Source organism: Pseudomonas fluorescens Q2-87 (assembly GCF_000281895.1).
GTDB classification, from domain to species: Bacteria; Pseudomonadota; Gammaproteobacteria; order Pseudomonadales; family Pseudomonadaceae; genus Aquipseudomonas; species Aquipseudomonas fluorescens_S.
The window spans coordinates 3,926,872-3,951,555 of the sequence record NZ_CM001558.1; the positions used below are offsets into that span (position 1 = coordinate 3,926,872).

Sequence of the window (24,684 nt, forward strand, 5' to 3'; positions counted from 1 at the left end):
GAATCAGGCTTGTTCGGACGATGCCTTTTGCCGGGCACGACGGGACATCATATTCAGCACCTCGATCGCCGCCGAGAACGCCATGGCCGCATAGATATAGCCCTTGGGCACATGGGCGCCGAAGCCTTCGGCGATCAGTGTCATACCGATCATGATCAGGAAGCCCAGGGCCAACATGACCACCGTCGGGTTGTCATTGATGAACTTGGCCAACGGCTCGGCTGCCAACAACATCACCAGCACCGAGATCACCACGGCGATGATCATGATCGGCAAGTGCTCGGTCATGCCCACGGCCGTGATGATGCTGTCGATGGAGAACACCAAGTCCAGCATCAGGATCTGCCCGATCGCAGCGGCAAAACCCAACGTCACGCCAGACGTGGCCGATTTCGGATCGTTCGGCGCAGGGTCCATGCTGTGGTGGATTTCCGTGGTGGCTTTCCACAGCAGGAACAGGCCGCCGGCGATCAGGATCATGTCCTTCCAGGAGAACGCCTGGCCAAGGATCTCGAAGACCGGCTCAGTCAACTGGACGATAAAGGCGATAGTGCTCAGCAAGCCCAGGCGCAGGATCAGGGCCATGCCGATACCGATTCGCCGGGCCTTGGCGCGATGCTGTTCGGGCAATTTGTTGGTCAGAATCGAAATGAAAATGAGGTTATCGATGCCGAGCACGATTTCCATGACAACCAAGGTAGCCAAGGCGATCCACGCGGTGGGGCTGGCGGCGAGCTGTAAAAGATAATCCATGGGTCAGTCCTGACTGATGTGCCGAGTTAGATGGTTTTGGTAGGGGCTTGTGTTTGGTCAGCTTCGTCCGCCGGCTCTTTCTTCGGGCTGATCAACCCGCCAGTGGCTTCGCTCAAGGCCTGCTCGGCCGCCTTGTGGGTATCGTCGATGGCCTGCTTGGCGGTTTCGGCAGCTTGTCCCATCAGTTGTTGGGCGCTTTTTTCGGCCTGCTCGCAGCCTGCCAGTGTCAGGGAAGACACCATCAGTAAAGCCGTCAGCCCAAGGGATTTGTATGTCATGAGTCGATGCCTCTTGAAGAATGAGAAGGCGCACGAGGGTGGCACACCAATGGCGAGGCATTCTAGAGAGCCTAATACTTCAGGAAAATTCGTATTTTCAGCGGCTATACTTCGGTTTTTACGAACTCAAGTGATACCATGCTCAATTACCGACAACTGCATTACTTCTGGGTCGTGGCGAAAACAGGCAGCATTGTGCGGGCGTGCGAGCAGCTGAACCTGACCCCACAAACCATCAGCGGACAGATCTCCCTGTTCGAGCAAACCTATAACATCAAATTGTTTCGCCGCGTCGGGCGCCAACTGGAACTGACCGAGGCCGGCCGCCAGACCTTGCCCTACGCCGAACATATGTTTCAGCTCGGGGGCGAGCTGGAACTGATGCTGCGGGCCCAGCCCAACGAGCAGCAAACCCTGTTTCGGGTTGGGGTGGCAGACGTGGTGCCCAAGTCCATCGTCTATCGGCTGCTGGCGCCGACCATGGAATTGACTGAACCGCTGCGCATCACTTGTCGCGAGGACAAGCTCGAAAGACTGCTGGCGGACCTGGCGATCCAGCGTCTGGACCTGGTGATTTCCGACAGCCCGATGCCCACTCATCTGGACATCAAGGGTTATAGCCAGAAGCTGGGGGAATGTGGGATCAGCTTTTTCGCCACCGCCGCCCTGGCCGAGCGCTACGGGACGGATTTCCCCCATGGTCTGCACGATGCCCCATTGCTGATCCCGGGGCCCGAGACCGTCGTGCGCAGCCGCTTGCAGCGCTGGTTCGCCGAGCAACAAATCCAACCGCGCATCGTCGGCGAGTTCGACGACAGCGCGTTGATGCAGGCCTTCGGCCAATCAGGCAGCGGGATTTTCATTGGCCCGAGCGTGATCGCCGACGAGGTAAAGCGCCAATATGGCGTGCAGGTGATCGGCCAGACCGACGCGGTCAGCGAATCCTTCTACGCCATTTCCGTGGAACGCAAGGTCAGCCACCCGGGCATCGTTGCGATTGCCGAGGGCGCTCGACGCGAGCTGTTCAGCGTTTAGGCATCGGTGCAAGCCGCGCGAGGCTTGAAGGTCATCAACAGCAACGCCAGCAGAATCGATACGAAGATGAAACCGGCCGCCGCAAACCCGACGCTGCCCAGCCCCAGCGTATCGATGACCCGACCACCGACCATCGCGCCCAGGCCAATCCCCAGGTTGGCCCCGGCAATGTTCAACGATGCAGCAAACGCCGGGGCTTGCGGGGCCGCCTTCATCAACCGCACGTGGCTGACCAGGAACAACGCAGCCTGGGTCACGCCCCAGATACCCATCGCCGCCGCCAGCGCGAGGGGCGAATGAATGCTCGGCACCAACGCCACCACGCCGCCGATCAGGAACAGGCAAAACACCATCGACGCGATCAACGGGTGCTTGTCCACCGCACGACCGCCCAACGAATTGCCCAGCAGCCCGACGGCGCCGAAGCCCATCAGGCACCAGCCCACCAACGTGCCGTCGAAACCGGCAAGGCGCTCAAGAATATCCGCTAGATAGGTGTAGGCCGTGAACATGCCGCTGAAGACCAGGATCGATAACAGCACATGCCCCTGCATCAGCGGGCTGCGCAGGATCTTGAACTGCGAACGCAAGCTCACCTGCTGCTGGTGCAGGTTGGTTTTAGGCAGGTAGATAAACAGCAACAACGCCTTGGCGAAGGCGATGACCGCCAGGATCGCAAAGGCGCTGCGCCAGCCAAACGCATCGGAAATCAATGTCCCTACCGGAATACCGAACACCGTCGCACAAACGATGCCGAAGCCGATCCGGGCGATGGCGCGCCCAGCGTACTCAGGCCCGACAATGTCCACCGCCGTTTCACTGGCCAGGGCCCAGAACACCGGCAACCCCAGGGCCGGTATCAAGCGGGCAATGGCCATCACCCAGATGTTGGGGGCGAACGTCGCCAGCAGGTTGGCCAGGCCGAACATCACCAGCACGCTGATAAACAACTTGCGTCGCTCGAAACGGGCGAACCAGGCCGTCAGGAATGGCCCGAACGCCGCCACCGTAAACGCAAACAGCGTCACCAGCAGCCCCGCTTGGGGAATGGTGACGTGCAGGTCGCGAGCGATGGATGGCAACAGGCCGACGATGACGAATTCCGTGGTCAGCACGGTAAAACCGGCGGCCGACAGCAGGAAAATGGGTAACAACATGCAGAACTCCAGCAAAACGACGACACCAGCGTTAGCCCGAAGGCTCGCTGGCGGAATGGAAAGTTGATAGGGCAAAGCCTAACAGAATGCGCCCACCAGACAAACGCGCATGCACACCGGGTGACGGATCGTCACAGGTCCGTCAGATTTTTCCTCGGCCTGTGATAAAGTCCGCGGCCTGCAAACCCCGTACTTTCCCTCGGTCCGCTCATGTGGCCTGCCCGCTTGTTGCCCTGACTCGTCGACCGTCGTACACAATAAAATCAGAGATGCCGCTATGACAGCTTCGTCCGTTACCCCTTTGCAACGCCTCAAGCGCACCAGCCTGGTGACGCGAATCATCATTGGTCTGATTGCTGGTATCGTCCTGGCATGGCTGGCGCCCGACCTGGCCAAGTCCACCGCGTTCATTGGCAAGGTCTTCGTGTCCGCGCTCAAGGCCGTCGCGCCGATCCTGGTGTTCGTACTGGTGATGGCGTCGATCGCCAACCACAAGCACGGCCAGGAAACCCACATCCGACCGATCCTGTTCCTTTACCTGCTGGGCACTTTCGCCGCAGCGGTGGTCGCGGTGGTTGCCAGTACGCTGTTTCCCTCCAGCCTCGTGCTGTCGACCCAGGATGTCGCCGTCACCGCGCCCGGCGGCATCGGCGAGGTGCTGCAGAGCCTGTTGCTCAGTGTGGTGGACAACCCGGTCCGGGCACTGATGGAGGGTAATTTCATCGGCATCCTGGCCTGGGCCATTGGTATGGGCATCGCCATTCGCCATGCCGGCGAAACCACACGCACCGTGCTCGGCGACCTGTCCAACGGCGTGACCGTGATCGTGCGCCTGGTGATCAGCTTCGCGCCGCTGGGGATTTTCGGCCTGGTGGCATCGACCCTGGCCACGTCCGGCTTCGGTGCCTTGCTGGGCTACCTGCACCTGCTCACGGTCTTGATTGGCTGCATGCTATTCGTTGCCCTGGTGGTGAATCCGCTCATCGTGTTCTGGAAGTTGCGTCGCAACCCGTTCCCGCTAGTGTTTACCTGCTTGCGCGAAAGTGGCATCACGGCGTTTTTCACCCGCAGTTCGGCGGCGAACATTCCGGTGAACCTGGAACTGAGCAAGCGCCTGGGCCTGCATGAAGACACCTACTCGGTGTCGATCCCACTGGGTGCGACCATCAACATGGCAGGCGCCGCGATCACCATCACCGTGCTGACCCTGGCCGCTGTGCACACCCTGGGTATCGCGGTGGATGTGCCGACGGCCGTGTTGTTGAGCGTCGTCGCGGCCATTTGCGCCTGCGGCGCATCCGGCGTGGCGGGCGGCTCGCTGCTGCTGATTCCCCTGGCCTGCAGCCTGTTCGGGATCCCCAGCGAAGTCGCCATGCAGGTGGTCGCGGTGGGCTTCATCATTGGCGTCTTGCAGGATTCGGCGGAGACCGCGTTGAATTCGTCGACGGATGTGCTGTTCACCGCGGCCGGGTGCCTGGGTGAGGAAGAAAAGCACGCGCGTACCGCTTAAAAGCGCGTCGTCTGTTCGCGATAGCGGTATCAAATCCCCTAGAAGTTAACCAGACAGCCACAAAAAAGCCCGGGAACGGCTCACACCGTCCCGGGCTTTTTCATGCCTGCGGGTTTAGAACGCGCCCATGTAATCGCGCTTGCCCACTTCCACGCCGTTGTGGCGCAGCAAGGCATAGGTGGTGGTGACGTGGAAGAAGAACTGCGGCAGACCGTAGGTCAGCAGGTAGTTTTGACCGGTGAAGCGTTTTTCCTTCGGCGTGCCCGGACGGGTCACGATTTCAATGTTTTCCTTGCCATCGATCTGCGCCGGGCTGATGCCGTCGATGAAGGCCAATACCTTGGCGATCAAGGCTTGCAGGTCAGCGAATGTGGTTTCGCTGTCGTCGTATTTCGGCACTTCGATCTCGGCCAGGCGTGCGGATACACCTTTGGCGAAGTCCACGGCGATCTGCACCTGCCGCACCAGCGGGAACATGTCCGGGAACAGACGGGCTTGCAGCAGAGCGTTCGGCTCGATGTTTTTCGCGCTGGCGTGGGCTTCGGCCTTGTTCAGGACGTCGCTCAGGGCGTTGAGCATTTGTTTGAAGACCGGGATGGAAGCGGCGTACAGGGAAATAGTCATGGCGATCTCATGCAGGTGGGAAAAGAGGACAAAACAAACGTGGCGCGATTATAGCCACGGCTGCTGCACCGCTTGTCTTTTATTGCGCAAGGATTAGGCTAGGCGGCTTCCACAGCATAGGGAACGCGCGATGAGCATCGAAGAACAACATCAGGCTGAAGAACCACGGCTCAACAGCACGGAAATTCGCATCCTCGGCGCGCTGGTCGAGAAACAGGCCACCAACCCCGAAACCTACCCGCTGACGCTGAACGCGCTGGTACTGGCCTGCAACCAGAAAACCAGCCGTGAACCGGTGACGAACCTCAACCCCGGCCAGGTCGGCCAGAGCCTGCGGGCGCTGGAAGGTCGCGGCTTTACCAGACTGGTGATGGGTAGCCGCGCCGACCGTTGGGAACATCGGGTCGACAAAGCCCTGGAGTTGGTGCCGGCCCAGGTGATCCTGATGGGTTTGCTGTTCCTGCGCGGCCCGCAAACGGTCAACGAGCTGCTGACCCGCAGCGGTCGGATGCACGACTTCGAAGATGCCGAACAAGTGGTGCATCAGCTTGAACGCCTGATCGCCCGTGGCCTGGCATTGCTGGTGCCGCGCCAGGCCGGCCAGCGCGAAGACCGCTATGTACACGCGATGGGCGATCCGGCGGACATCGAAGCCATTCTTGCCGCCCGTCATCAGCCGGCCGACCGTAGCGTCGGCAGCGGTGGCGTGTCGCTGGAGCGCATTGAAGAGCTCGAAGCGCGGATCGCAGCACTGGAAGAGCGTTTGGCGCGCCTGGAATAACCGCCGATCAGGACCGGGCGAAGGCCACGGCTTTTTCGAACTGCTCCAGGTTGGGCCGCACGCCGGTATACAGCACGAACTGCTCCAGGGCCTGGATCGCAATGACTTCCAGCCCGGTGATGACCCGCTTGTCCTCAGCCTGGGCACGCACGATCAATGGCGTTTGCGACGGAATCGCCACGACATCGAACACGGTCTCGGCCGCCGCGATGGTCTCGGCATCGAATGCCAACTGGTCGGCTTCGGGGCCGCCGGTCATGCCGATCGGCGTGACGTTGATCAGCATCTGCGGCCGCCGACCCCCCAGTTCGGCTTGCCACTCATAGCCCAGGGACTCGGCCAGGGCGCGCCCGGTGGTTTCATTGCGGGCAACGATCAAACCGTTTTTGTACCCACCGTCGCGCAAGGCGCTGGCCACGGCCTTGGCCATGCCCCCGCTGCCGCGCAGGGCAAAGGTCGAGTCCTTGGGCACGGCATGGCTCTGCAATAGCTGCGCAACGGCGATGTAGTCGGTGTTGTAAGCCTTTAAATGGCCCTGGGTGTTGACGATGGTATTGATGGACTGGATGGCCGCGGCGGAAGGGTCAAGCTCGTCCATCAGGGCTATACAAGCCTCCTTGAACGGCATCGACACCCCACAGCCGCGAATGCCCAGGGCGCGAATTCCCCTGACTGCGCCAGGCAGGTCTTGGCTGCTGAATGCCTTGTAATAGAAATTCAGGCCCAGTTGCTCATACAAATGGTTATGAAAACGCAGGCCGAAATTTCCGGGGCGTCCCGATAGCGACATGCACAATTGGGTGTCTTTGTTCGGATTGATCTGCACGCGGGTCTCCTTTGCATTCTCTTTTCGGACAGACGGGATCACCGTCCCGGCAGACCTTACACAATATTTACCCAACGGCGTCGCAAATCCTGGGAAAATCGCTGTCAGAGCAAGTATCCCCGCGACCCTCATCGGGTCTGTTGCAGACCACAGGCGCCGGGGCCGGAACGAGGAACAACACATGAATCGTAAACTTCCCATCATTGCCCTGCTGCTGGGGGCACTCACGGTCACCGGCCAGGCATCCGCCCACGGTCGTGGTGGTTGGGAGGGGCCCGCAGTGTTTGGCGCCATCGTCGGTTCAGCCATCGTCGGCTCGGCCTTCATCAACCGTGATCGGCCGGTGTACGTCCAACAACCGGTCTACGTGCAGCCACAACCGGTGTACGTGCAGCAACCGCCGCCGGTCTACTACCAGCCGCAGCCGGTGTATGTAGAACAACCGATTTACTATCGCCCAGCACCGGTGTATTACGGGCCACCACGTGGCTATTACTACGGCCCGCCCCGTGGTCATTACGGCCGCTGGTAATCAGCCGCTGAGGCTATAAAAAAACAGCCTGTGATCGAGGATCACAGGCTGTTTTTTTGCGGCGCAGTCAGCGGCTCAATCAGAAGTGCTCGCTGCTTTTCAATCGCGCCGGTCCATGCTCGGCTGAGGCTTGGGAGGGCTCGGCCACCACCGGCACTTCGTTGCCATCGCAGTCATGCAGCTTGCCATCACTGAAATAGTCACCTTCGCGCAGGGCCGCCAGGTCCTGGTAACGCAACACCCGTTCGGTGCCGGCGGCAAAGACCGACTGCTGGTCCGAGTTGCCCGTAGTGAAGTGGTTGAAGGCCAGGTTCAGCACGATCGCCATGATGGCCGAGGAGCTGATTCCGGAGTGGAAGATGGTCGCGAACCAACTCGGGAAATGGTCATAGAAATTCGGGGCCGCGATGGGAATCATGCCGAAACCGATGGAAGTGGCGACGATGATCAGATTGACGTTGTTACGGTAATCGACCTTCGACAGCGTACGGATGCCGCTGGCGGCAACGGTGCCGAACAGCACGATACCGGCGCCGCCCAGCACAGAAGTCGGCACGGCGGCGATCACCCGGCCCATGAATGGCAACAGACCGAGCACTACCAGGAACACCCCGCCGGTCGCCACCACGAAACGGCTCTTGATGCCGGTCACCGCCACCAGCCCGACGTTCTGGGCAAAGGCACTTTGAGTGAAGGAACCGAAGATCGGCGCGATCATGCTCGACAGCATGTCGGCGCGCAGGCCGTTACCCAGGCGCCGTGAGTCGACTTTGGTGCCGATGATCTCACCCACCGCCAGGATGTCGGCAGAGGTCTCCACCAGGGTCACCATGATCACGATGCACATCGACAGAATCGCGGCGATGTGGAAGGTCGGCATGCCGAAGTGAAAGGGTGTGGGGAAGCCGAACATCGGTCCCTGGCTGACCGAGGAGAAATCCGCCATGCCAAGGAATACGGCGATAATCGTACCGATGACCATCGCCAGCAGGATCGAAAGCCGGGAAATCGTCGCACTGCCCATCTTGCTCAGCACCAGCACCAACACCAGGGTCACCGCCGCCAGGCCAATATTGGCCATGCTGCCAAAATCGCTGGCGTGGCTGTTGCCACCCATGGCCCAGCGCGCCGCTACCGGCATCAGGGTCAGGCCGATGGTGGTGATGACGATGCCGGTCACCAGCGGCGGAAAAAATCGGGTAATACGCGAGAACACCGGGGTAATCAGCAAGCCTATCAGGGACGCGGCGATGACCGCGCCAAGAATGGCTTGAAAGCCCCCTTCTCCACCGCTGCCGACAATCGCCACCATGGTCGCGACGCCCGAAAACGATACGCCCTGCACCAACGGCAACTGACAGCCGAAAAACGGCAGGCCAAGGGTTTGCAATAACGTCGCCAGGCCTCCCGCAAACAATGACGCCGCAATCAACAGGCCGATGTCCGCCGGCGAAAGCCCGGCCGCCTGGCCGATGATCAACGGCACCGCGACGATGCCACCGTACATGGTCAACACATGCTGCAGGCCGTAAGCCATATTCGCGCCGACGCCGAGGTTTTCGTCCTCGGGCCGTGGGAGTGAAACATGGGGCGTTTTCATGGTTCGGGGATTCCCTGTTTTTTGTTATGCGCACACTGTATTCAAAACTCACGACAAATGTCCATATAGTTGTATACAACTTGTTGCCATGCACGCGTCCAACTGAACCGCACCGCGCAGCCAAAAAGCCCCGTTCCAGCCGTTAAAGCAGCCCTGCCAACGCGGGCCGCAGTAGCTCGCGCGGTGGTACTGTCAGGTCGAACTCTTTTTCCAGCAGGTCGATCAATCCATCGGCGTCGGTGACCACCCGTCGCTCGCTCTCCTGCCCTATCCGGTGCACCGCATAACTGTTGCCGTTAAGGGTCTTGCGCAAGCCGTCCCCGGTGCGAGCCACCATCAACCGCCCCATGAATGGCGATTCAGGGTGAGTGCTGACGTACCAGTTGCCGACGGTGTAGTCGATGTCCTCCTGGCGTTGCAGGTCGAACAGATACATCGCTCGCCACTCCCCAGCAACGTTGGCGCGCAGCATATAACCGTCCTCGTTGAGGTCGATGCGGTACGGTTCATGGGGGGTCGCCTGGGTATCGCGGCTGTCCAGCAGCAGCGGCGCGGTGGGCACCATGCCGCCGAAACCGACGTCAGTGATGTAACGCACATCGCCGAACGTCACCAGGCTGAGCCGGTGGGTCCGGGCGGGCCAGGCGCCTTCCCCGGCATTCATTACCACGCGTCCGGAGATGCTTCGGGCGTCGAAGCCCAGTTCCAGCAACAGCGTCAGGAATAATTGATTGAGTTCATAGCAGTAGCCGCCTCGCCCTTGCTCGAGCACCTTGCGCTCCACCGATTCGAGGTCGATGGGCACCGGTTGACGCAGTAGCGTCGCGAGGGTCTCGAAAGGAAATTCGGCGGTGTGGCGCCATTGCAGTTGACGCAACGTATCAAGGGTCGGGGCTGGCGGCTTGTCAAAGCCCAGCCGTCGCAGATATCGACCCGTATCGCTCAGTCGGGGTTGGCTCATGAGGGTGTCCTTTTCCTGGTGCGGCGCAGGGCTCAAGGCAAGCGCGCTGCCGTTGGGCGCCAGGTATAAGGCATTCCTTTTTCAGAGACAACCGCCCGCCACGACGCTGGGGCCCCTCACCGGCGTTTTCGCGACGCCAGCCGGATCCAAGTGGGCGCATGGTCGCTGGGGTGCGGCTGGTTCCTGACCCAGGCGTCGACGCCCGCCTCGCTCAGGTACGGACTGGCCGCCGGGTTTAGTAGCAGGTGGTCAATCCGCAGTCCGGAGTTCTTTTGCCAATGCTGGCGAAAATAATCCCAGAAGGTGTAGATCCGTTCATCCGGATAGAGGTGGCGCAGCGAATCGGTCCAGCCCTGGTCCAGCAATCGCTGGTAGCACGCACGGCTTTCAGGTTGCAACAACGCGTCCTTGAGCCATGAACGCGGGTTGTAGATGTCCATGTCGGTGGGGACCACATTGTAGTCACCGGCCAGCACCACAGGATGGTCGCTGGCTTGCAACGCCTGGGCGTAATCGATCAGCCGTTCGAACCAGTCCAGTTTGTAGTCGAACTTGGGGCCTGGCTGCGGATTGCCATTGGGCAGGTACAGGCAGCCCACCAACACACCATGCACCGCCGCCTCCAGATAGCGGCTGTGGCTGTCGTCGTCCCCGCCGGGCAGGCCGCGGCGGCTCTCCAGCGGTTGCGCATCGCGGGCGAGGATGGCGACGCCATTCCAGGACGCCTGCCCATGCCAGATCGCCCCGTACCCCGCCGACTCTAGCTCCGCCGCCGGGAAGTCCTTGTCCAGCGCCTTGAGTTCCTGCAAGCAGGCGATGTCGGGTTTCTCCCGCTCCAGCCACTCCAGCAAATTGGGCAACCGGGCCCGGATGCCATTGATGTTGAACGTCGCGATCCTCAGGTTTTTCATAGGGCCAGAACTCGAAATGCCAGGATACTAGCTGTGACCGGCAACCGGCGCCGGTGGTTGCAACGGGCATTCAGGAAGCGGTTTTCGACAGGGACTGGCCACTATCCAACAGGCGCGCGAACGCCTGTTTGTCGATCGGCCGGCTGAGGAAATACCCCTGCACTTCGTGGCACTGGTCCGAGCCCAACGAACCAAGCTGGGCCTGGGTTTCGACACCTTCCGCCGTGACGGTCAACCCCATGGCCTTGCCCAGGTTGATGATCGCCTGGACCACCGCCCTATCGTTACTGCTGTTGCTCATGGACGCGATAAACCGCTTGTCGATCTTGATGCCATCAAACGGGTAGGTGCGCAGGTAACCCAGGGAGGAATAACCGGTACCGAAATCGTCCATATTCAAGCGCACGCCCAATTCCTTCAGGGCATTCATGACCTGGAGCGCACCGTCCACATCGTTAAGCATGACGTTTTCGGTGATTTCCAGTTCCAGACGGCTCGCTGGAAAGCGCGTGTCGATCAGCACCTGGCGAACATCTTCCACCACATCGCTGCGCTCGAATTGCGCCGGCGACAGGTTGACCGACACCATCAGTTCCCCCGGCCAGGTCAGCGCGGTTTCGCAAGCCTCGCGCAATACCCATTGCGAAAGCGGCACGATCAGGTCGGTCTGCTCCGCCAGCGGAATAAAGGTGTCGGGGCCCAACAGGCCTTGGGTCGGATGTTGCCAGCGAACCAACGCTTCGACGGCCACGATCGCCTGGCCATCGACCTTGTAGCGCGGCTGGAAATGCAGGACGAATTCGTTTCGCTTCACCGCTTGGCGCAAGTCGCTTTCCATTTGCCGCCGGTGCTGGATCTGATCGTTCATTTGCGGGGCGAAATAGCACCAGGTCTTCTTGCCCTCGGATTTGGCCTGGTACAAGGCGATGTCGGCGCAGCGAATCAGTTCGCCTGGCACGTACCCCTGGCGACGGCTCACGGCGATGCCGATGCTGGCGCCGATGTGCAAGGAGTGAGTCTCATAAGGGATCGGTTGCTGCAAGCTGTCGATCAACCGCGCGCAGAATCGGTCGATCTCGGTGCTGTGCTCGACCCCCTTGAGCACCACCACGAATTCGTCACCGCCCAGCCGTGCCACCAGATCGTGCTCGCGAGTGCTGTCGCGCAGCCGCTGGGCGACCTCCAGCAGCACCGCATCGCCCGCTGGATGGCCGAGCGAATCGTTGATTGGCTTGAAGTTGTCCAGGTCCACCATCAACAGGGCCAACGGCGCGGAATGCTCCTTGGCCAACAAAGCATCATCCAGGTAGCGCGCCAATTTGTTGCGGTTCGGCAGGCCCGTCAACGCATCGTGCAGCGATAGATGCTGGACCTGGGCATGGGCCGCCACCTCATCGGTGATATCGCTGGCAGTGCCGCGATACCCCGCCACCGCGCCCTTATCGTAGATCGGCCGCGCCGACACCCGACAGAAGCGCAATTGCCCGGAATGCTCGCGGTAGGAACAGCGCAAGTGACTGGTGCTCTGCTCCAGCGTCAACTTGCTCAGCCACAGGGCAATCGGCGTGGTGTCGCAATACAACAGTTGCTCAAGGTCTTGTCCCAGCCATTGCTGGTGGGAATATCCCGTAACGGTATTGAAGCGTCCCGACAGATAAGTGATGCGTCGTTCGTCGTCGACTTCCCAGATCCAGTCGGAGGCGGCCTCAGCCACAGCCCGAAAGCGTTCTTCGCTGGCCTCAAGGGCGCGGGTGGACGTCTCCAAGCTGTCGTAGCTGGCATCCACGTGCCGAGCCGTGCGCAGGGCGTAGCGAAAAAAATAGGCGGTCAACAAAGCCAGGACCAACAGAGCGCCACCCAGCACCGGCACCAGGGACCAGAGCAATTGCTGGCCGGGCCGTTCCAGCCGGGACACCAAACTGTAGCCAGTGCTGTCGAGCGGCACGGCGGGCTGGCCCGGTTCCAGCTCGGTGTCCTTCTTGAGATTCAAGTCGGTGAGGCCGTAGCTCTTGCCCAGCTTGCGCAACTTGACGGGGGTCAGTTGATCGACAAACAGCAGGACCGAGGTACCTTCGGGCTTTACCTGGGGGCGCTCGTCATTGGGCAGTATCACCGAAGCCGTGACGACAGCCGGCCAGCCTTCGAACAGTGTGTAGCGGATCGCCGGCACCGTCAGGTCGGGCTGCCCTTGCAGGTGCTGTACCAGATCCTCCAACGGCGTGTCCATGTAGGCCGCCGCGTCGGCCTGGACATACCTGCCCCGCACAACCGTGTACTTGGTGCGCTGCCGGTCAATGACAAACACACCCTCATATTCGTCATTGGTGAACAGGGTCTTGCCCATATTCTGTTCGGCATAGGCCCACTGCACATCGACTTCGCCGTTGAGGTGGTCATAGGCGGTGGTCCAATAGGCGTAACTGGCGATGTAGTTTTTTGAGGCAGTGATGCGATTGTCGAGGGCGCGCTCGGTGTAGAAAAGGGTTTTACGCACGTCTTCTTCGTCCAGCTTATGGGCGATGTTGAACAGCGCGAAAACGGCTACCAGGACGCCCAGGACAAACAGTCCCGCGACACCCGCCACCAGGCGACGGGTAATGGGGGTGTGGCGCGTGGTGTTTGAGGGGGTATCGGCAGCGGAATCCATTGGCCTGCTCCTATCCTGTCAACGCTGGCTTCGACGGTGAGCACGGCGAGAGTCGTTGGCGAGTTCGCAAGATTGCGACAAGGCCTGCACGCTCCGGCGTTTCGCCAGCGAAGTCCTGAGCAATGGACCGCCACGAACCGTCGATGATTCCAACCGATCTCAGCGATCCGAGCGTTCCAGCGCATCGAGCCCGCCTTCCAACGACAACACTGCCACACGATTGCGGCCGCTGTGCTTGGCCTGGTAAAGCGCCGCGTCGGCCCGTTGGATAAACACCTCGACGCTGTCCAGGCTGCTGGGCACGAAGGCATAGCAGCCCAGGCTCACCGTCAGGAAACCGGTGGGAGAGCCGGAATGGGCGATGTGCTTGTCGATGATCCTATGGCGGATCTGCTCGGCCAGCGCCATGGCCCCGTGAAGATTGGTATCTGGCAGCAACACCGCGAATTCTTCGCCACCGTAACGCACCGCCAGGTCAGCCTTGCGATGGCAGCAGTCCTTGAGCACCGTCGCCACTTGCGCCAGGCAATGGTCCCCGGCGACATGCCCGTAGGTGTCGTTGTAGCGCTTGAAGAAATCGATATCGACCATGATCAGGCTCAGCGGGCTGCGCTGGCGGGCACCGCGCCCAAACTCGATGTCCAGCGCGCGCTCGAACAATCGCCGGTTCGCCAGGCCCGTCAGGCTGTCATGGGTGGCGATCAGTTCCAGCGCTTGCTGGGCCTCGCGCAGGTCTGCTTCGATCCGCTCGCTGTTGCGCACCTGGCGTACGAATACCCAGCCGAACAGGCAAATCCCCAGGACCACCAGGGCCACGATGAGGCTCGATTGAAAGGCCCTGTCATGCCAGCCTGCCAGAATCGCGTCTTCGGACATGGCGGCGGTGACGACCAGCGGATAAGCCTGCAGATGTTGATGCCCATACAGCCTGACAATGCCGTCAACGTCAGACCGGATCATTGCATCGCCAGACATCCCCGTTGCCAGGTCATGCTTGAAAATATGCTCTTCCGCCAGCGGACGACCAATCCGCGCCTCATCGAAGGGCCGGCGTGCCAGCAATGTCCCATCGGACAACGCCAGGCTCATCTCACCCTGATCGTCCAGGCTGAAGCTTTTGAAGAATCGATCGAAGTACGACATCTTGATCCCGGCCATCAGCACGCCTTGGAAGTTGCCGTCCTGGTCATTCAGGCGTCGTGAAATCGGGATGATCCAATCGCCGTTCTGGCGACTGCGAATCGCCGGCCCGACATGGCCGATCAAGGACGCGTTCTGTTGGTGGAAAGTGAAATACTCGCGATCCGCCACCCCCGCCCCTCTTTGCAAATATTCGAAAGAGGTGGTGACCCAGTGACCGTTCTTATCGAACAGGAACAAACCGTGCAATTGCTCCAGCGACTGCACGCGCCGGGCAAAGGTTTGTTGCAAGCGTGGCTGTGTCGTCGGGCCGAACCCATCGACCTGAATCCAGTCCGCCAGGCTGGCGAGGACCAGATCGGCCTGAAGAAACGTGTCCTGGGCCTGCTGCGCCATGGCCCGGGTAAGGTTGGCCGAGGCGATACGGGCCGATTGCAAGTCATAACGACGGGACTGCTCCAACTGCAGGTAGAGCAAACCACAAAGGCACAGGCACACCGCAGCGATAAACGTCACCGCTGCCTTGAGTAAAGGCAGGCGTTTGAGGTTACCGCCAGGGGCGTGGAACGGATCGATGATGGGGACTGGCAAGCGAATTCCTGAAGAGGACAAAGCATGAGCAATTCGCCCAAAGCCCCCAATATCCGTGAGCTTATCCTACCGTTTGTGAGGCGGCAATTTGCCTTTGTTGCGCAGCCGATGGGTGGCGGAGTGGATCCAAAATCAAACCCCAACGCCGCTGAAACCGGTGTGTGGCGGGGGATTGGCTCCTTGGGGCGACTGCGCAAAACGGGATGATCCGTCGATGATGATTCAACCTCGTATTTCACGGTTTCGAAGAGCTGTTTTTTACAAGCAAACCTCGCCGGGGGCTATCTAAATTGCGTAACGCCCCCTAACTTAGATCGCCTTTGATTGCCAAGCGCCCCCGCCGACCATGAACAGACCGCCCCAAACCGTCGACGCCCCCCTGACTCGTCCCGCGACCGTCAGCCTGCGAGAAGCTTTCTGGTTCTGGCTCAAGCTGGGCTTCATCAGTTTTGGCGGGCCGGCGGGACAGATCTCGATCATGCATCAGGAACTGGTGGAGCGCCGACGGTGGATTTCCGAGCGGCGCTTCCTGCATGCGCTCAATTACTGCATGTTGTTACCGGGACCTGAAGCCCAGCAGTTGGCAACGTACCTGGGTTGGCTGATGCACCGCAGCTGGGGCGGGGTCATCGCAGGGGCGTTGTTTGTCCTGCCTTCGCTGTTCATCCTCATCGCATTGTCCTGGCTGTACGTCGCCTTCGGAGAAGTGCCGATAGTGGCAGGCGTTTTCTATGGCATCAAACCGGCCGTGACGGCCATCGTGTTGCATGCCGCCCACCGTATCGGCTCCCGTGCACTCAAGAACGGTTGGCTGTTGGCGATCGCTGCGGCGTCATTCACCGCGATATTTGCTTTTAACCTCCCGTTCCCGCTGATCGTGCTAGGTGCGGCTGTCATCGGTTACTTCGGCGGACGCTGGGCTCCAGGGAAATTCAGCCTGGGCGGTCACGATGCCAAGGAGCAATCCTTCGGCCCGGCCTTGATCGACGACGACACACCAACCCCGGATCACGCCCGTTTCAGCGCCTTCAGACTCGCTCGGCTGGTTGTCATCGGTGCCCTGCTCTGGGTATTGCCGATGGGGCTGCTGACGGCACTGTTCGGCTGGAGCGGGACGCTGACCCAAATGGCCTGGTTCTTTACCAAGGCCGCACTGCTGACGTTCGGTGGCGCCTATGCGGTTTTGCCTTACGTGTATCAGGGCGCCGTCGGACATTTCGGTTGGCTGACGCCGACGCAGATGATCGACGGCCTGGCCTTGGGCGAAACCACGCCCGGGCCATTGATCATGGTCGTGGCGTTCGTCGGTTTTGTCGGGGGTTATGTCATGCAGGTGTTCGGCCCCGAACAGGCCTTCCTCGCTGGCGCCGTGGCGGCCACGCTGGTGACCTGGTTTACGTTCCTGCCTTCGTTTCTGTTCATCCTGGCCGGCGGCCCATTGGTCGAATCGACCCACAACGCGTTGAAATTCACTGCTCCGCTGACCGCGATTACCGCCGCGGTGGTCGGGGTGATCCTCAACCTCGCCTGTTTCTTCGGCTATCACGTGCTGTGGCCCAAAGGATTTTCCGGCGCGCTGGACTGGCCGTCAGCAATCATTGCCCTTGCCGCGGCCATTGCGCTGTTTCGCTACAAGCGCGGCGTTATCCAAGTATTGGTGGCGTGCGGGTTGGCCGGGTTGGCGGTGCATTTGCTGCGCTAGGGAGACGGTGGCGACCACGATTGCGAGATCGCCTCATGACCCAGCGCAAATGCCATCCCCCCCTCATCGGCTAAGCTCAACCTATCATCAAGACAGGGAATCGACATGAGCAAGGCAGACCAGCTAGCGGCCAAACTGAGGCAAACCCAGCAAACCCGTGCCGACACCGACAATTGCGCCGACCTGGCAATCGAACATTGGCCCGCCCAGGTCTACGAGCTGTACCGTCAGATCGAAACGTGGCTGGCGCCGGTGTGCGAGGCCGGCCTGGATATCCGGCGCAACCCTACCCACGTGTTCGAAAGCCATTCCAGCAGTTCGACGTACCACTACGCCATCGATCAGCTGATCATCGAAGGCAACCATCGACGCATCACCCTTGACCCAATCGCGCGCTTCTCGGCCAAAGGAGACGGCTGCATCGAGATCCACATGAAAGGACAGGAGCATTGTCTTTTACGGACATTGGGCGAGCATGGCGAATCGTTGTGGCATATCCAGGCGCTGCGCTCGGCCGGAAAACAGCCCGACCCCGTGGCGTTGGACGAGGACGCGCTGCTGTCATTGATCGAGGAAGGCCTGGGGCTATAACGCGAATGGGCAGCCCTGAGACTGCCCACTGTTGTAGCGCAACACCGACTAGAGGCTGATCCGTGTGGCCGATTCGGGCACGGGATCAACAGGCTCCCTTCGCGTTGCCCCTGCCGTTTGCCGTCCCAGCAGAACACTCAGGGCGTTGTCGATCTCGTCAGCCGCGCCGTTTGCGTACCGCGCATCGGCCCAACCCCAGTAATGATCAGCCATCAACCCACCCACCGCTTGTGCGCACAGCTCATCGCTGCTGATGCCCATTTTTCCGGCAGCAGCGATCACCGCCATAAGGGCCTGTTCCAATTGAGAAATTCTCTCGGTAGCCACAACTAATCAACTCGACTGATCGTTGAGCGAAGCTTACCAAGATATCAATGTGCCACCAACTCCAGGCGCCCAATGGTCATTCCAATCATTGCCTTTGGCGTTGGACCGGCGCGGCTGATCAACCCGCCGTGTTGTAGCTCACTGCGCGGCGCAGCGATGAACAATCCCGACGGGCCGCGCGCGCCGCCAGAACACTCAAAACCGCAGCAACGCAGAGCACGGCGGCGCTGGTTTCGAAGGTCGCCTGGTAGCCACTCAGGTCAAACAGAATGCCGCCCATTGTTGCACCCGCCGCGATAGCAAGCTGGACGATGGCGACCATCAGCCCGCCCCCCGCTTCGGCGTTATCCGGTAGCGTTCGCGCCAGCCAGGTCCACCAACCAACAGGGGCTGCCGTGGCCACCAGCCCCCAGAGGCCGAGCAGTAGGGTCGTGATCGTCATCGACTGTGCAAACCACATCAGGGCAATGGCGATTGCAGCCATCAACAGGGGAATGACCACGAGTGTTCGATACAGACCGTTCTTCAGGAGTGCGCCGATCAGGAAGGTTCCCAGCAAACCTGCCATTCCGATCACCAGCAGCATGAAGGACAGCATGGGAACGCTCACCTGCGTCACCGTTTCCAGAAACGGTCGCAGATACGTGAACAGCATGAACTGGCCCATGAAGAACGCGCTGACCGCCAGCATGCCCAGCGCAACGGGCGCGCGGGTCATTAACTTAAAGACGTTGCCACTGCCTTTCTTCGTTCGTGAATGCATGGAGGGCAGGCGTAACAGCAGCCAGACCAGCGCCACCGCCGCAACAGGCACGATGCAAAAGAACGCGCCCCGCCAACCGATGATCGCCCCGAGGAAGCTGCCCAACGGTGCCGCCACCACCGTCGCCAGGGCATTGCCGCCATTGACGACGGCCAATGCCCGCGGCACTTGATCGTCCGGTACCAGCCGCATGGCCGTGGCGGCCGACAGCGACCAGAAACCGCCAATCGCCACGCCGATCAACGCGCGGCCCAGCATGAACGTCGTGTAATTCGGAGCCAGCGCGACCACGGTTCCAGACACGATCATCAGCAGCGTCAATCCTGACAACAGCCACTTGCGGTCGATCCGGGCGGCAATCGAAGCGATGAACAGACTGGCAATCAAGGCGAAGGCGCCGGAGACGGCAATGCCTTGGCCGGCCTGCCCTTCGCTGACGTGAAGGGCAGCCGCAATCGGTGTCAGCAGGCTGACCGGCATGAACTCCGACGCAACAAGGGCGAACGCGGCGAGCGACATGGCGAGTACGGCACCCCAGGCGGGTTGGCCTGGTGGTTTCGGCAATGAGGTATCGGTCATTGGCATTGGACCTTTGAGTTTCTTGGTGGACTTGAAAATCGGCGGCGCACTTCGCGATCCCTGAAGGCCAGGTGTTGCCTGCGCAGGTTCGAACACGTATTGGGTAACGCCCTCCTGAGTCAGGTTGGATTGCATTCTCAAGGCCCGACCTGGATCACAGGTAGCGCAATGCACTGGTTTTTTTGCCCGATCCTATGAGTTCGTCCATTTCGTGTAGGCAGCGCTTCGCTTGGCGGGTTAATGTCCTGCCTATAGCTCTTAACCGAACATGGCACCGACCCCACCATGGCAAGCCAACGCAGATCCCTACAAGAGACGCTCGCCGACCTCATTGGCGCCCGCACCCCACAGCCAGGCGACTTTGAAATGCCGATTGCCGGGCTCAGCTTTTTCCGCCGTGAAGCCCCGGCGGCGCCCGTCATTTGCATGATCGAACCGAGCATCGTGCTCGTGGCTCAAGGCGTGAAGCAGGCTTGGGTAGGCGGCAAGGCGTACGGGTACGATACCGGACGCTTCCTCATGACCTCGCTGGATATTCCCGCCAACTCGGAAGTGTTGATGGCGAGCCCGGAGACGCCCTGTCTTGGGCTGGTCTTGAAGCTCGATCTGCGCATGGTTGCCGATCTGGTCGCTCAAGGGGGCCTGGCACCGCACCGTGATCGGCCCGTCGGGATCGGCGCGGGAATCGGCACCACAACGGCCGACTTGCTGGCGCCGTTCGTGCGCCTGCTGGCATTGCTCGATGAGCCCGAAGCGATTCCGGTACTGGCGCCGCTGATCCAGCGTGAGATTCACTACCGGCTTTTGATGAGCGACCAAGCCGCCCGCCTGCGGCAGATCGCTTCCGTGGACAGCCAGGGCTACCGGATCGCAAAGGCCATCGACTGGTTGAAGTTCAACTACACCGAGCCCGTGCGCGTTGAAGAGCTGGCGGCGCGCGTGCAAATGAGCGCCCCTACGTTTCACCACCACTTCCGCCAGCTCACAGCGATGAGCCCACTGCAATATCAAAAGTGGCTGCGATTGAATGAAGCAAAACGCCTGATGCTCAGCGAGCACCTGGACGTGGCAAGCGCGGCCTTCAAAGTGGGCTATGAAAGCCCTTCCCAGTTCAGCCGAGAATATGCCCGCCTGTTCGGCGCGCCGCCCAAGCGGGATATTGCGGCATTGCGACAGCCGGGCAGCAAGCGCGAGGTTGTTTGATTCATTCAGGCTGCTTGGTTTTCCATTCGTGGCGAGGGGATAAATCACCTCGCCACAGCTGCTGTGCTCGACTGTAACTACAGTGTTTCAACTCCCTCCAAGTTCCCCAGGACGCTCACCGGCTTATCGGTCTTTTCTGCCAACCCGATACACTTCAACGCCAGGATCATCGTTGGATCAACGAGCGTCACCGTGTGCCCATTGATGTTGAACGCCTCACAGTGCTCAAACAACAGCGGTAACTCCGTACATCCCAGGATCAGAACCTGCGCGCCCAACTCGCAGAGATGCTCGGCCGCTAAAGACAGTTGCTCCTTGCACAGCCCTTGAGTGAAACCGGCCTTGATACCCCGTGGGCCGTAGATGGCTTCCATGACCATCGCCTGGTAATCGACGCCGGGCGTAAGGAGCTGAACCCCGGCGCGACGCGCGGCCTGATGATAGACCTGGCTCTGCACGGTACCGGATGTCGCCAACAGCCCTATCGCCTTGCCCGTACCGTATGTATGCGCTATCCACTCCACCGTCTCGGTCAGCATGTTCACGATGGGTATGCGCAGGTGCGCCTGGATGCGCTCGACAAAAGCATGAGCGGTATTGCAGGGAATCGCGATGGCATTCGCACCCGCGCTTTCGAGACGTTTGCAAGCAGCGTACATCGCCAGGGTCGGATCGGTTTCGTCCCGCAGCAGGTTGGCTGTTCGGTCCGGTATTTGCGGGTTTTGCTCGACGACCATCTTGATGTGGTCCTGATCCTTTCCTGCCGGCGTATTGGCTACGACCTTGGCCATGAAATCTACCGTGGCGGCAGGCCCGACGCCGCCGACGATGCCCAGCTTGAAGGACAGACGCCTGGGTTGCTGATCCAGCGTCGCGAAGTCGGCGTAGATCTCGTTGCTGTCCAGCACGCTGATGCCGCGCCGCTGCAAGTCGGCACAGACCAGGGAAAGTTCGGTCATCCCGGGCAAAACTACCGCTGCGCCTTGGGCTTGTAGCGAAAGGCAAGCCTGGTAAACCGCCTCAATTGGTACGCCTTCCAGGTGGCCGTCCTTGATCCCGTTAACGCCGTACATCGCCTCCATCAGCCCCGATTGAGCGTCAGTGTCGGGATAGACAATCTTGAAGTCCTGGGCGAAGTACCGTTCGAACAAGCCGCAATGGCGGACGAAGTCGGAGGCGATAATCCCCAGTGTCGCCTGGGGCGCAACCGTGCGGCGGACGTGCCGGCTCAAGGCAGCCATCATGTCCAGCACGGGAATGCCCAGTTCCTCTTCGATCTCAGCGCGGAAGGTCTGGCTGGCGAAGCACGGCAGCATCACCGCATCGAAACCACTTTGCTCGAACGATTTGCACACCTGGAACGCATAGAATTTGCGCGACGTCATGCTCGCGCCCTGGTCCAGGGGCAGCAACACATCCTTGAAGGGGTGCTGCTCGAAAAGGAAGTGGTAGCGACCTTGATCCTCGAGCACGGCCCGGGACTTGACCAACTTGTAGAACAGATCGCCCCCGGCCAGCGACCCAAGCCCACCGACGATACCCAACTTGCGAACAATAGAACCCTTGTGGCTCGCCTTCGCTTTGACCTTCATCATGCGCTCCTCAAACAACCGGAACCGGTGCGGATCGAGACCGAACGGGAGCCTGCACGTTATCGTCCTCGATGGTCTCGTCGAGAGGCTCGGACTGGGCGACAACAGCCGTCGCGATGCTGTTACCCACCACGTTGGTGGCGGTGCGCGCCATATCCAGGAACTGGTCGATGCCGATGATCAGCAGCAGCCCCGCCTCGGGAAGATTGAACATCGGCAACGTGGCCGCGACCACGACGACCGAAGCGCGGGCAACACCGGCCATGCCCTTGCTGGTGATCATCAGCGTCAGAAGAATAAGCAGTTGCTGAGTGAAACTCAGCTCAATGTTGTAGGCCTAGGCGATGAACAGGATGGCGAACGCCTGGTACATCATGGAGCCGTCCAGGTTGAACGAGTAACCCAGGGGCAATACGAAACTGGAGACGCGTTTGGGGGCGCCGAACTTCTCCAGCGCTTCAATGGTTTTCGGATAAGCGGACTCGCTGCTGGCAGTCGAAAAAGCCAGGAGAATCGGCTCGCGAATGAGCTTGCCAAGCCGCCAAACGGAACGCCCCAGGAACAGGTACCCGGCACCGAACAACAGTGCCCAGAGGATCAGAATCCCGAGGTAGAACTCCGCGATCAGCTTGCCGTAATCCACCAGCAAGCCAAGCCCTTGGGTGGTGATTGCCGAAGCAATGGCGGCGAAAACCCCGATCGGTGCGAAAGCCATCACGAAGTCGGTAATCCTGAACATCACCTTCGCCAGTTCTTCGATGGCGTCCGTGATCCGGGTATATCCGGCCCGTTTCACACCGGCAAGGGCAAAGCCGAAGAACAGCGAGAACACCACGATCTGCAAAATCTCATTGTTGGCCATGGCCTCGGCGATGCTGCGTGGAAACACATGGCCAATGAACGCCTTGAGGCTGAAGTCACCGGTATTGACCGGCACGGCAACTGCCGCGTGCTGGGCCACGTCCATATTCAGCCCGGCCCCGGGTTGGAACAGATTGACCAGACCCATCCCAATCAATAGCGATACAAGCGACGCCGTTACGAACCACGCCATCGCCCGGGCACCGATTCTTCCGACGGATCGGGAATTGCCCATACTGGCGATGCCCCCCACCAGTGTCGCGAAGACCAGGGGCGCGATGATCATTTTGATCATGCGCAAGAAAATATCGGTGGCCATCGAGAAGTACCCAGCCATCTCTTTGGCACTTTGCTCGCTCCCTGCGAAATGGTGACACGCCCAACCGACCAGTACGCCCAAGGCAATGCCCATTGCAATTCGACGTGGGAGCTTATTCTTCTTCACGGTTCTGTCCTCAAGTAGTTCTTGGAGTTTTTTACTTGGCAGGAATCAAGTGGCGGCCCCCATGCCCTACGCGGCACAGTGGCTTCGAAAGTGATTCTAAGGGGCGCATCCAGAGGCATGATGAGTAATCCAGATCAGCCCATGCGCTTTTGGAATAGTTGGTCAAATGCCGCTATAAACCCGGTGATTGCGCAGTAAGATGGCGCACCGACCGCGGGAGATTCGAGATGCAACTCAAATGGCTGGACGATCTTCTGGCAATTGCTGAGTGGAAGAACTTCTCCCGCGCGGCCGAAGTTCGTTGCGTGACCCAATCGGCCTTGTCCCGTCGGATCCAGTCCCTTGAGGAATGGGTAGGGGTCAAGTTGGTGGATCGTGGCACCTACCCCGTCCAGCTCACATCGGCGGGCATCACCTTTTGCGCTGAAAGCAGAGAGGCGCTCGCTGGTTTACTCAGGTTGCGTTCGACCTTGCGTGACGTGGAACGGATGCCGGGACGCTCCATCCAGATCACCGCCGGCCACAGCCTGTCGATGACCTTCCTGCCGAAATGGCTCACCCAATTCCAGCAACACAACGAGCAATTTAATGCCCGTGTGGTGGCCGCCAACATCCACGACGCCGTTATCGCGCTGGAAGAAGGCAGTTGCGACCTGATGATGGTTTACCACCACCCGCTCACCCCGATCCTGCTGGACCCCGAACGCTTTGGCAGCCTGACCCTTGGCCACGACGCGTTTATTCCTTTGTGCGCACCCAACCCGAAAGGTGAACCGCTGTTTCGCCTGCCCGGACGCTCCGGCAAACCTGTTCCCTATCTCGCCTACACAGCCACGACATTCCTCGGCCGCGTCGCTGACATCGTCATCAAGAATGGCCCCGCCCCCACTGCACTGGAGCGCTGCTATGAAGCCGACATGGCGATGTTGCTGATGCGAATGGCCATTGAAGGCTACGGCGTGGCCTGGCTGCCGCAGAGTGCGGTGGCCGACGAGCTGGAGCGTGGGCTGTTGGTGCGAGCCGGTGACGAGCAGTGGAGCACGCGTTTAGAGATCCGCTCATATTGCGCGATTGCCAATCGTAATCCGACGATGGGCAAGCTTTGGAAGACGTTGGAGGGAGCTTCGTTGCATCGGCCGGGCAGCGCAGCATTTGTGACAGCAGATACTGACTGACTCACCTCACTCACACGCTGTTTGCAAATAGTCGGTTCACACCGATGTAATAAGCCATCCCGACCACTGGCAGGCCGCAATGCGGTGTGGTTAGCTACCT

The 24,684-nt window shown here is 60.3% G+C and carries 21 protein-coding genes and 1 pseudogene; 8 read left to right on the plus strand and 14 right to left on the minus strand.

Features of this window, described 5'->3' with window-relative positions:
* Positions 1 to 3: 3 nt before the first annotated feature.
* Positions 4 to 753 carry a TerC family protein gene (locus PFLQ2_RS10490; RefSeq protein WP_003183190.1) on the minus strand — a complete coding sequence of 250 codons (750 nt, stop codon included), beginning with the start codon at positions 751 to 753 and terminating at the stop codon, positions 4 to 6.
* A gap of 26 nt (positions 754 to 779) precedes the next feature.
* Positions 780 to 1,031, minus strand: coding sequence for a hypothetical protein (locus PFLQ2_RS10485; protein ID WP_003183192.1), 252 nt, complete (start codon positions 1,029 to 1,031; stop codon positions 780 to 782).
* Positions 1,032 to 1,169: 138 nt separating this feature from the next.
* Here PFLQ2_RS10485 and nhaR point away from each other — a divergent pair, with 138 nt between their 5' ends.
* On the plus strand, positions 1,170 to 2,066 hold the full coding sequence (nhaR, locus tag PFLQ2_RS10480; protein WP_003183194.1) for a transcriptional activator NhaR: 897 nt from the start codon (positions 1,170 to 1,172) through the stop codon (positions 2,064 to 2,066).
* Here the strand turns inward: nhaR and PFLQ2_RS10475 are convergent.
* Complete coding sequence (locus PFLQ2_RS10475) at positions 2,063 to 3,223, minus strand: MFS transporter (RefSeq protein ID WP_003183197.1); 1,161 nt, start codon at positions 3,221 to 3,223, stop codon at positions 2,063 to 2,065. The genes nhaR and PFLQ2_RS10475 overlap by 4 nt on opposite strands.
* 277 nt (positions 3,224 to 3,500) lie before the next feature.
* On the opposite strand from PFLQ2_RS10475, the gene sstT reads away from it, so the two are divergent.
* Positions 3,501 to 4,733, plus strand: coding sequence for a serine/threonine transporter SstT (gene sstT, locus PFLQ2_RS10470; RefSeq protein WP_003183201.1), 1,233 nt, complete (start codon positions 3,501 to 3,503; stop codon positions 4,731 to 4,733).
* Between the two features lie 114 nt (positions 4,734 to 4,847).
* On the opposite strand, the gene PFLQ2_RS10465 is transcribed toward sstT, so the two are convergent.
* Entirely contained in the window at positions 4,848 to 5,357 is a 510-nt protein-coding gene (locus tag PFLQ2_RS10465; protein ID WP_003183203.1) for a DUF1993 domain-containing protein, read from the minus strand.
* Positions 5,358 to 5,487: 130 nt separating this feature from the next.
* Between PFLQ2_RS10465 and PFLQ2_RS10460 the strand changes: the two genes are divergently transcribed.
* On the plus strand, positions 5,488 to 6,138 hold the full coding sequence (locus PFLQ2_RS10460) for a YceH family protein (protein ID WP_003183204.1): 651 nt from the start codon (positions 5,488 to 5,490) through the stop codon (positions 6,136 to 6,138).
* Positions 6,139 to 6,145: 7 nt separating this feature from the next.
* Here PFLQ2_RS10460 and PFLQ2_RS10455 read toward each other — a convergent pair whose 3' ends face one another.
* The gene (locus PFLQ2_RS10455) at positions 6,146 to 6,964 is read right to left on the minus strand and encodes a shikimate 5-dehydrogenase (protein WP_003183206.1); all 819 of its coding nucleotides are present in this window, start codon (positions 6,962 to 6,964) and stop codon (positions 6,146 to 6,148) included.
* 181 nt (positions 6,965 to 7,145) lie between these two features.
* Between PFLQ2_RS10455 and PFLQ2_RS10450 the strand changes: the two genes are divergently transcribed.
* Positions 7,146 to 7,496, plus strand: a complete 351-nt coding sequence (locus PFLQ2_RS10450) for a hypothetical protein (RefSeq protein ID WP_003183208.1) — start codon at positions 7,146 to 7,148, stop codon at positions 7,494 to 7,496.
* A 79-nt stretch (positions 7,497 to 7,575) separates the two neighbouring features.
* Here the strand turns inward: PFLQ2_RS10450 and PFLQ2_RS10445 are convergent, their stop codons facing one another.
* From PFLQ2_RS10445 to PFLQ2_RS10425, 5 genes are all read right to left on the minus strand, one after another.
* Positions 7,576 to 9,096: a nucleobase:cation symporter-2 family protein gene (locus tag PFLQ2_RS10445; RefSeq protein WP_003183210.1), complete on the minus strand. Its 1,521-nt coding sequence runs from the start codon at positions 9,094 to 9,096 to the stop codon at positions 7,576 to 7,578.
* A gap of 142 nt (positions 9,097 to 9,238) precedes the next feature.
* Entirely contained in the window at positions 9,239 to 10,057 is an 819-nt protein-coding gene (locus PFLQ2_RS10440; RefSeq protein WP_003183212.1) for an arylamine N-acetyltransferase family protein, read from the minus strand.
* A 116-nt stretch (positions 10,058 to 10,173) separates the two neighbouring features.
* A complete protein-coding gene (gene xth, locus PFLQ2_RS10435; protein WP_003183214.1) occupies positions 10,174 to 10,968 on the minus strand; it encodes an exodeoxyribonuclease III in 795 nt (264 codons plus the stop codon).
* 70 nt (positions 10,969 to 11,038) lie between these two features.
* Positions 11,039 to 13,615 carry a bifunctional diguanylate cyclase/phosphodiesterase gene (locus PFLQ2_RS10430; protein ID WP_003183217.1) on the minus strand — a complete coding sequence of 859 codons (2,577 nt, stop codon included), beginning with the start codon at positions 13,613 to 13,615 and terminating at the stop codon, positions 11,039 to 11,041.
* Between the two features lie 159 nt (positions 13,616 to 13,774).
* Positions 13,775 to 15,346 (minus strand): sensor domain-containing diguanylate cyclase, encoded by a 1,572-nt coding sequence (locus tag PFLQ2_RS10425; protein ID WP_003183219.1) that lies wholly within the window; start codon positions 15,344 to 15,346, stop codon positions 13,775 to 13,777.
* A 346-nt stretch (positions 15,347 to 15,692) separates the two neighbouring features.
* Between PFLQ2_RS10425 and chrA the strand changes: the two genes are divergently transcribed.
* Positions 15,693 to 17,048 carry a chromate efflux transporter gene (gene chrA, locus PFLQ2_RS10420; protein ID WP_003183221.1) on the plus strand — a complete coding sequence of 452 codons (1,356 nt, stop codon included), beginning with the start codon at positions 15,693 to 15,695 and terminating at the stop codon, positions 17,046 to 17,048.
* 105 nt (positions 17,049 to 17,153) lie between these two features.
* Positions 17,154 to 17,639, plus strand: coding sequence for a hypothetical protein (locus PFLQ2_RS10415; RefSeq protein ID WP_003183223.1), 486 nt, complete (start codon positions 17,154 to 17,156; stop codon positions 17,637 to 17,639).
* Between the two features lie 48 nt (positions 17,640 to 17,687).
* Here the strand turns inward: PFLQ2_RS10415 and PFLQ2_RS27890 are convergent, their stop codons facing one another.
* Together PFLQ2_RS27890 and PFLQ2_RS10410 are read right to left on the minus strand one after the other, a co-directional pair.
* Entirely contained in the window at positions 17,688 to 17,942 is a 255-nt protein-coding gene (locus PFLQ2_RS27890) for a hypothetical protein (protein WP_177330205.1), read from the minus strand.
* A gap of 142 nt (positions 17,943 to 18,084) precedes the next feature.
* Positions 18,085 to 19,308 (minus strand): MFS transporter, encoded by a 1,224-nt coding sequence (locus PFLQ2_RS10410; RefSeq protein ID WP_003183228.1) that lies wholly within the window; start codon positions 19,306 to 19,308, stop codon positions 18,085 to 18,087.
* Positions 19,309 to 19,593: 285 nt separating this feature from the next.
* Between PFLQ2_RS10410 and PFLQ2_RS10405 the strand changes: the two genes are divergently transcribed.
* On the plus strand, positions 19,594 to 20,511 hold the full coding sequence (locus PFLQ2_RS10405) for an AraC family transcriptional regulator (RefSeq protein WP_003183229.1): 918 nt from the start codon (positions 19,594 to 19,596) through the stop codon (positions 20,509 to 20,511).
* Between the two features lie 77 nt (positions 20,512 to 20,588).
* On the opposite strand, the gene PFLQ2_RS10400 is transcribed toward PFLQ2_RS10405, so the two are convergent.
* Entirely contained in the window at positions 20,589 to 22,103 is a 1,515-nt protein-coding gene (locus PFLQ2_RS10400) for an amino acid racemase (protein ID WP_003183231.1), read from the minus strand.
* A 10-nt stretch (positions 22,104 to 22,113) separates the two neighbouring features.
* Positions 22,114 to 23,409: pseudogene (locus tag PFLQ2_RS27895) on the minus strand (dicarboxylate/amino acid:cation symporter).
* Positions 23,410 to 23,636: 227 nt separating this feature from the next.
* Here PFLQ2_RS27895 and PFLQ2_RS10395 point away from each other — a divergent pair.
* The gene (locus PFLQ2_RS10395; RefSeq protein WP_003183239.1) at positions 23,637 to 24,584 is read left to right on the plus strand and encodes a LysR substrate-binding domain-containing protein; all 948 of its coding nucleotides are present in this window, start codon (positions 23,637 to 23,639) and stop codon (positions 24,582 to 24,584) included.
* The last annotated feature ends 100 nt before the right edge of the window (positions 24,585 to 24,684 follow it).

Coding starts and splice junctions, on each gene's coding strand:
- PFLQ2_RS10490 (WP_003183190.1), bottom strand. CDS start 753: ATGGATTATCTTTTACAGCTCGCCGCCAGCCCCACCGCGTGGATCGCC.
- PFLQ2_RS10485 (WP_003183192.1), bottom strand. CDS start 1,031: ATGACATACAAATCCCTTGGGCTGACGGCTTTACTGATGGTGTCTTCC.
- nhaR (WP_003183194.1), top strand. CDS start 1,170: ATGCTCAATTACCGACAACTGCATTACTTCTGGGTCGTGGCGAAAACA.
- PFLQ2_RS10475 (WP_003183197.1), bottom strand. CDS start 3,223: ATGTTGTTACCCATTTTCCTGCTGTCGGCCGCCGGTTTTACCGTGCTG.
- sstT (WP_003183201.1), top strand. CDS start 3,501: ATGACAGCTTCGTCCGTTACCCCTTTGCAACGCCTCAAGCGCACCAGC.
- PFLQ2_RS10465 (WP_003183203.1), bottom strand. CDS start 5,357: ATGACTATTTCCCTGTACGCCGCTTCCATCCCGGTCTTCAAACAAATG.
- PFLQ2_RS10460 (WP_003183204.1), top strand. CDS start 5,488: ATGAGCATCGAAGAACAACATCAGGCTGAAGAACCACGGCTCAACAGC.
- PFLQ2_RS10450 (WP_003183208.1), top strand. CDS start 7,146: ATGAATCGTAAACTTCCCATCATTGCCCTGCTGCTGGGGGCACTCACG.
- PFLQ2_RS10445 (WP_003183210.1), bottom strand. CDS start 9,096: ATGAAAACGCCCCATGTTTCACTCCCACGGCCCGAGGACGAAAACCTC.
- PFLQ2_RS10440 (WP_003183212.1), bottom strand. CDS start 10,057: ATGAGCCAACCCCGACTGAGCGATACGGGTCGATATCTGCGACGGCTG.
- xth (WP_003183214.1), bottom strand. CDS start 10,968: ATGAAAAACCTGAGGATCGCGACGTTCAACATCAATGGCATCCGGGCC.
- PFLQ2_RS10430 (WP_003183217.1), bottom strand. CDS start 13,615: ATGGATTCCGCTGCCGATACCCCCTCAAACACCACGCGCCACACCCCC.
- chrA (WP_003183221.1), top strand. CDS start 15,693: ATGAACAGACCGCCCCAAACCGTCGACGCCCCCCTGACTCGTCCCGCG.
- PFLQ2_RS10415 (WP_003183223.1), top strand. CDS start 17,154: ATGAGCAAGGCAGACCAGCTAGCGGCCAAACTGAGGCAAACCCAGCAA.
- PFLQ2_RS10410 (WP_003183228.1), bottom strand. CDS start 19,308: ATGACCGATACCTCATTGCCGAAACCACCAGGCCAACCCGCCTGGGGT.
- PFLQ2_RS10405 (WP_003183229.1), top strand. CDS start 19,594: ATGGCAAGCCAACGCAGATCCCTACAAGAGACGCTCGCCGACCTCATT.
- PFLQ2_RS10400 (WP_003183231.1), bottom strand. CDS start 22,103: ATGAAGGTCAAAGCGAAGGCGAGCCACAAGGGTTCTATTGTTCGCAAG.
- PFLQ2_RS10395 (WP_003183239.1), top strand. CDS start 23,637: ATGCAACTCAAATGGCTGGACGATCTTCTGGCAATTGCTGAGTGGAAG.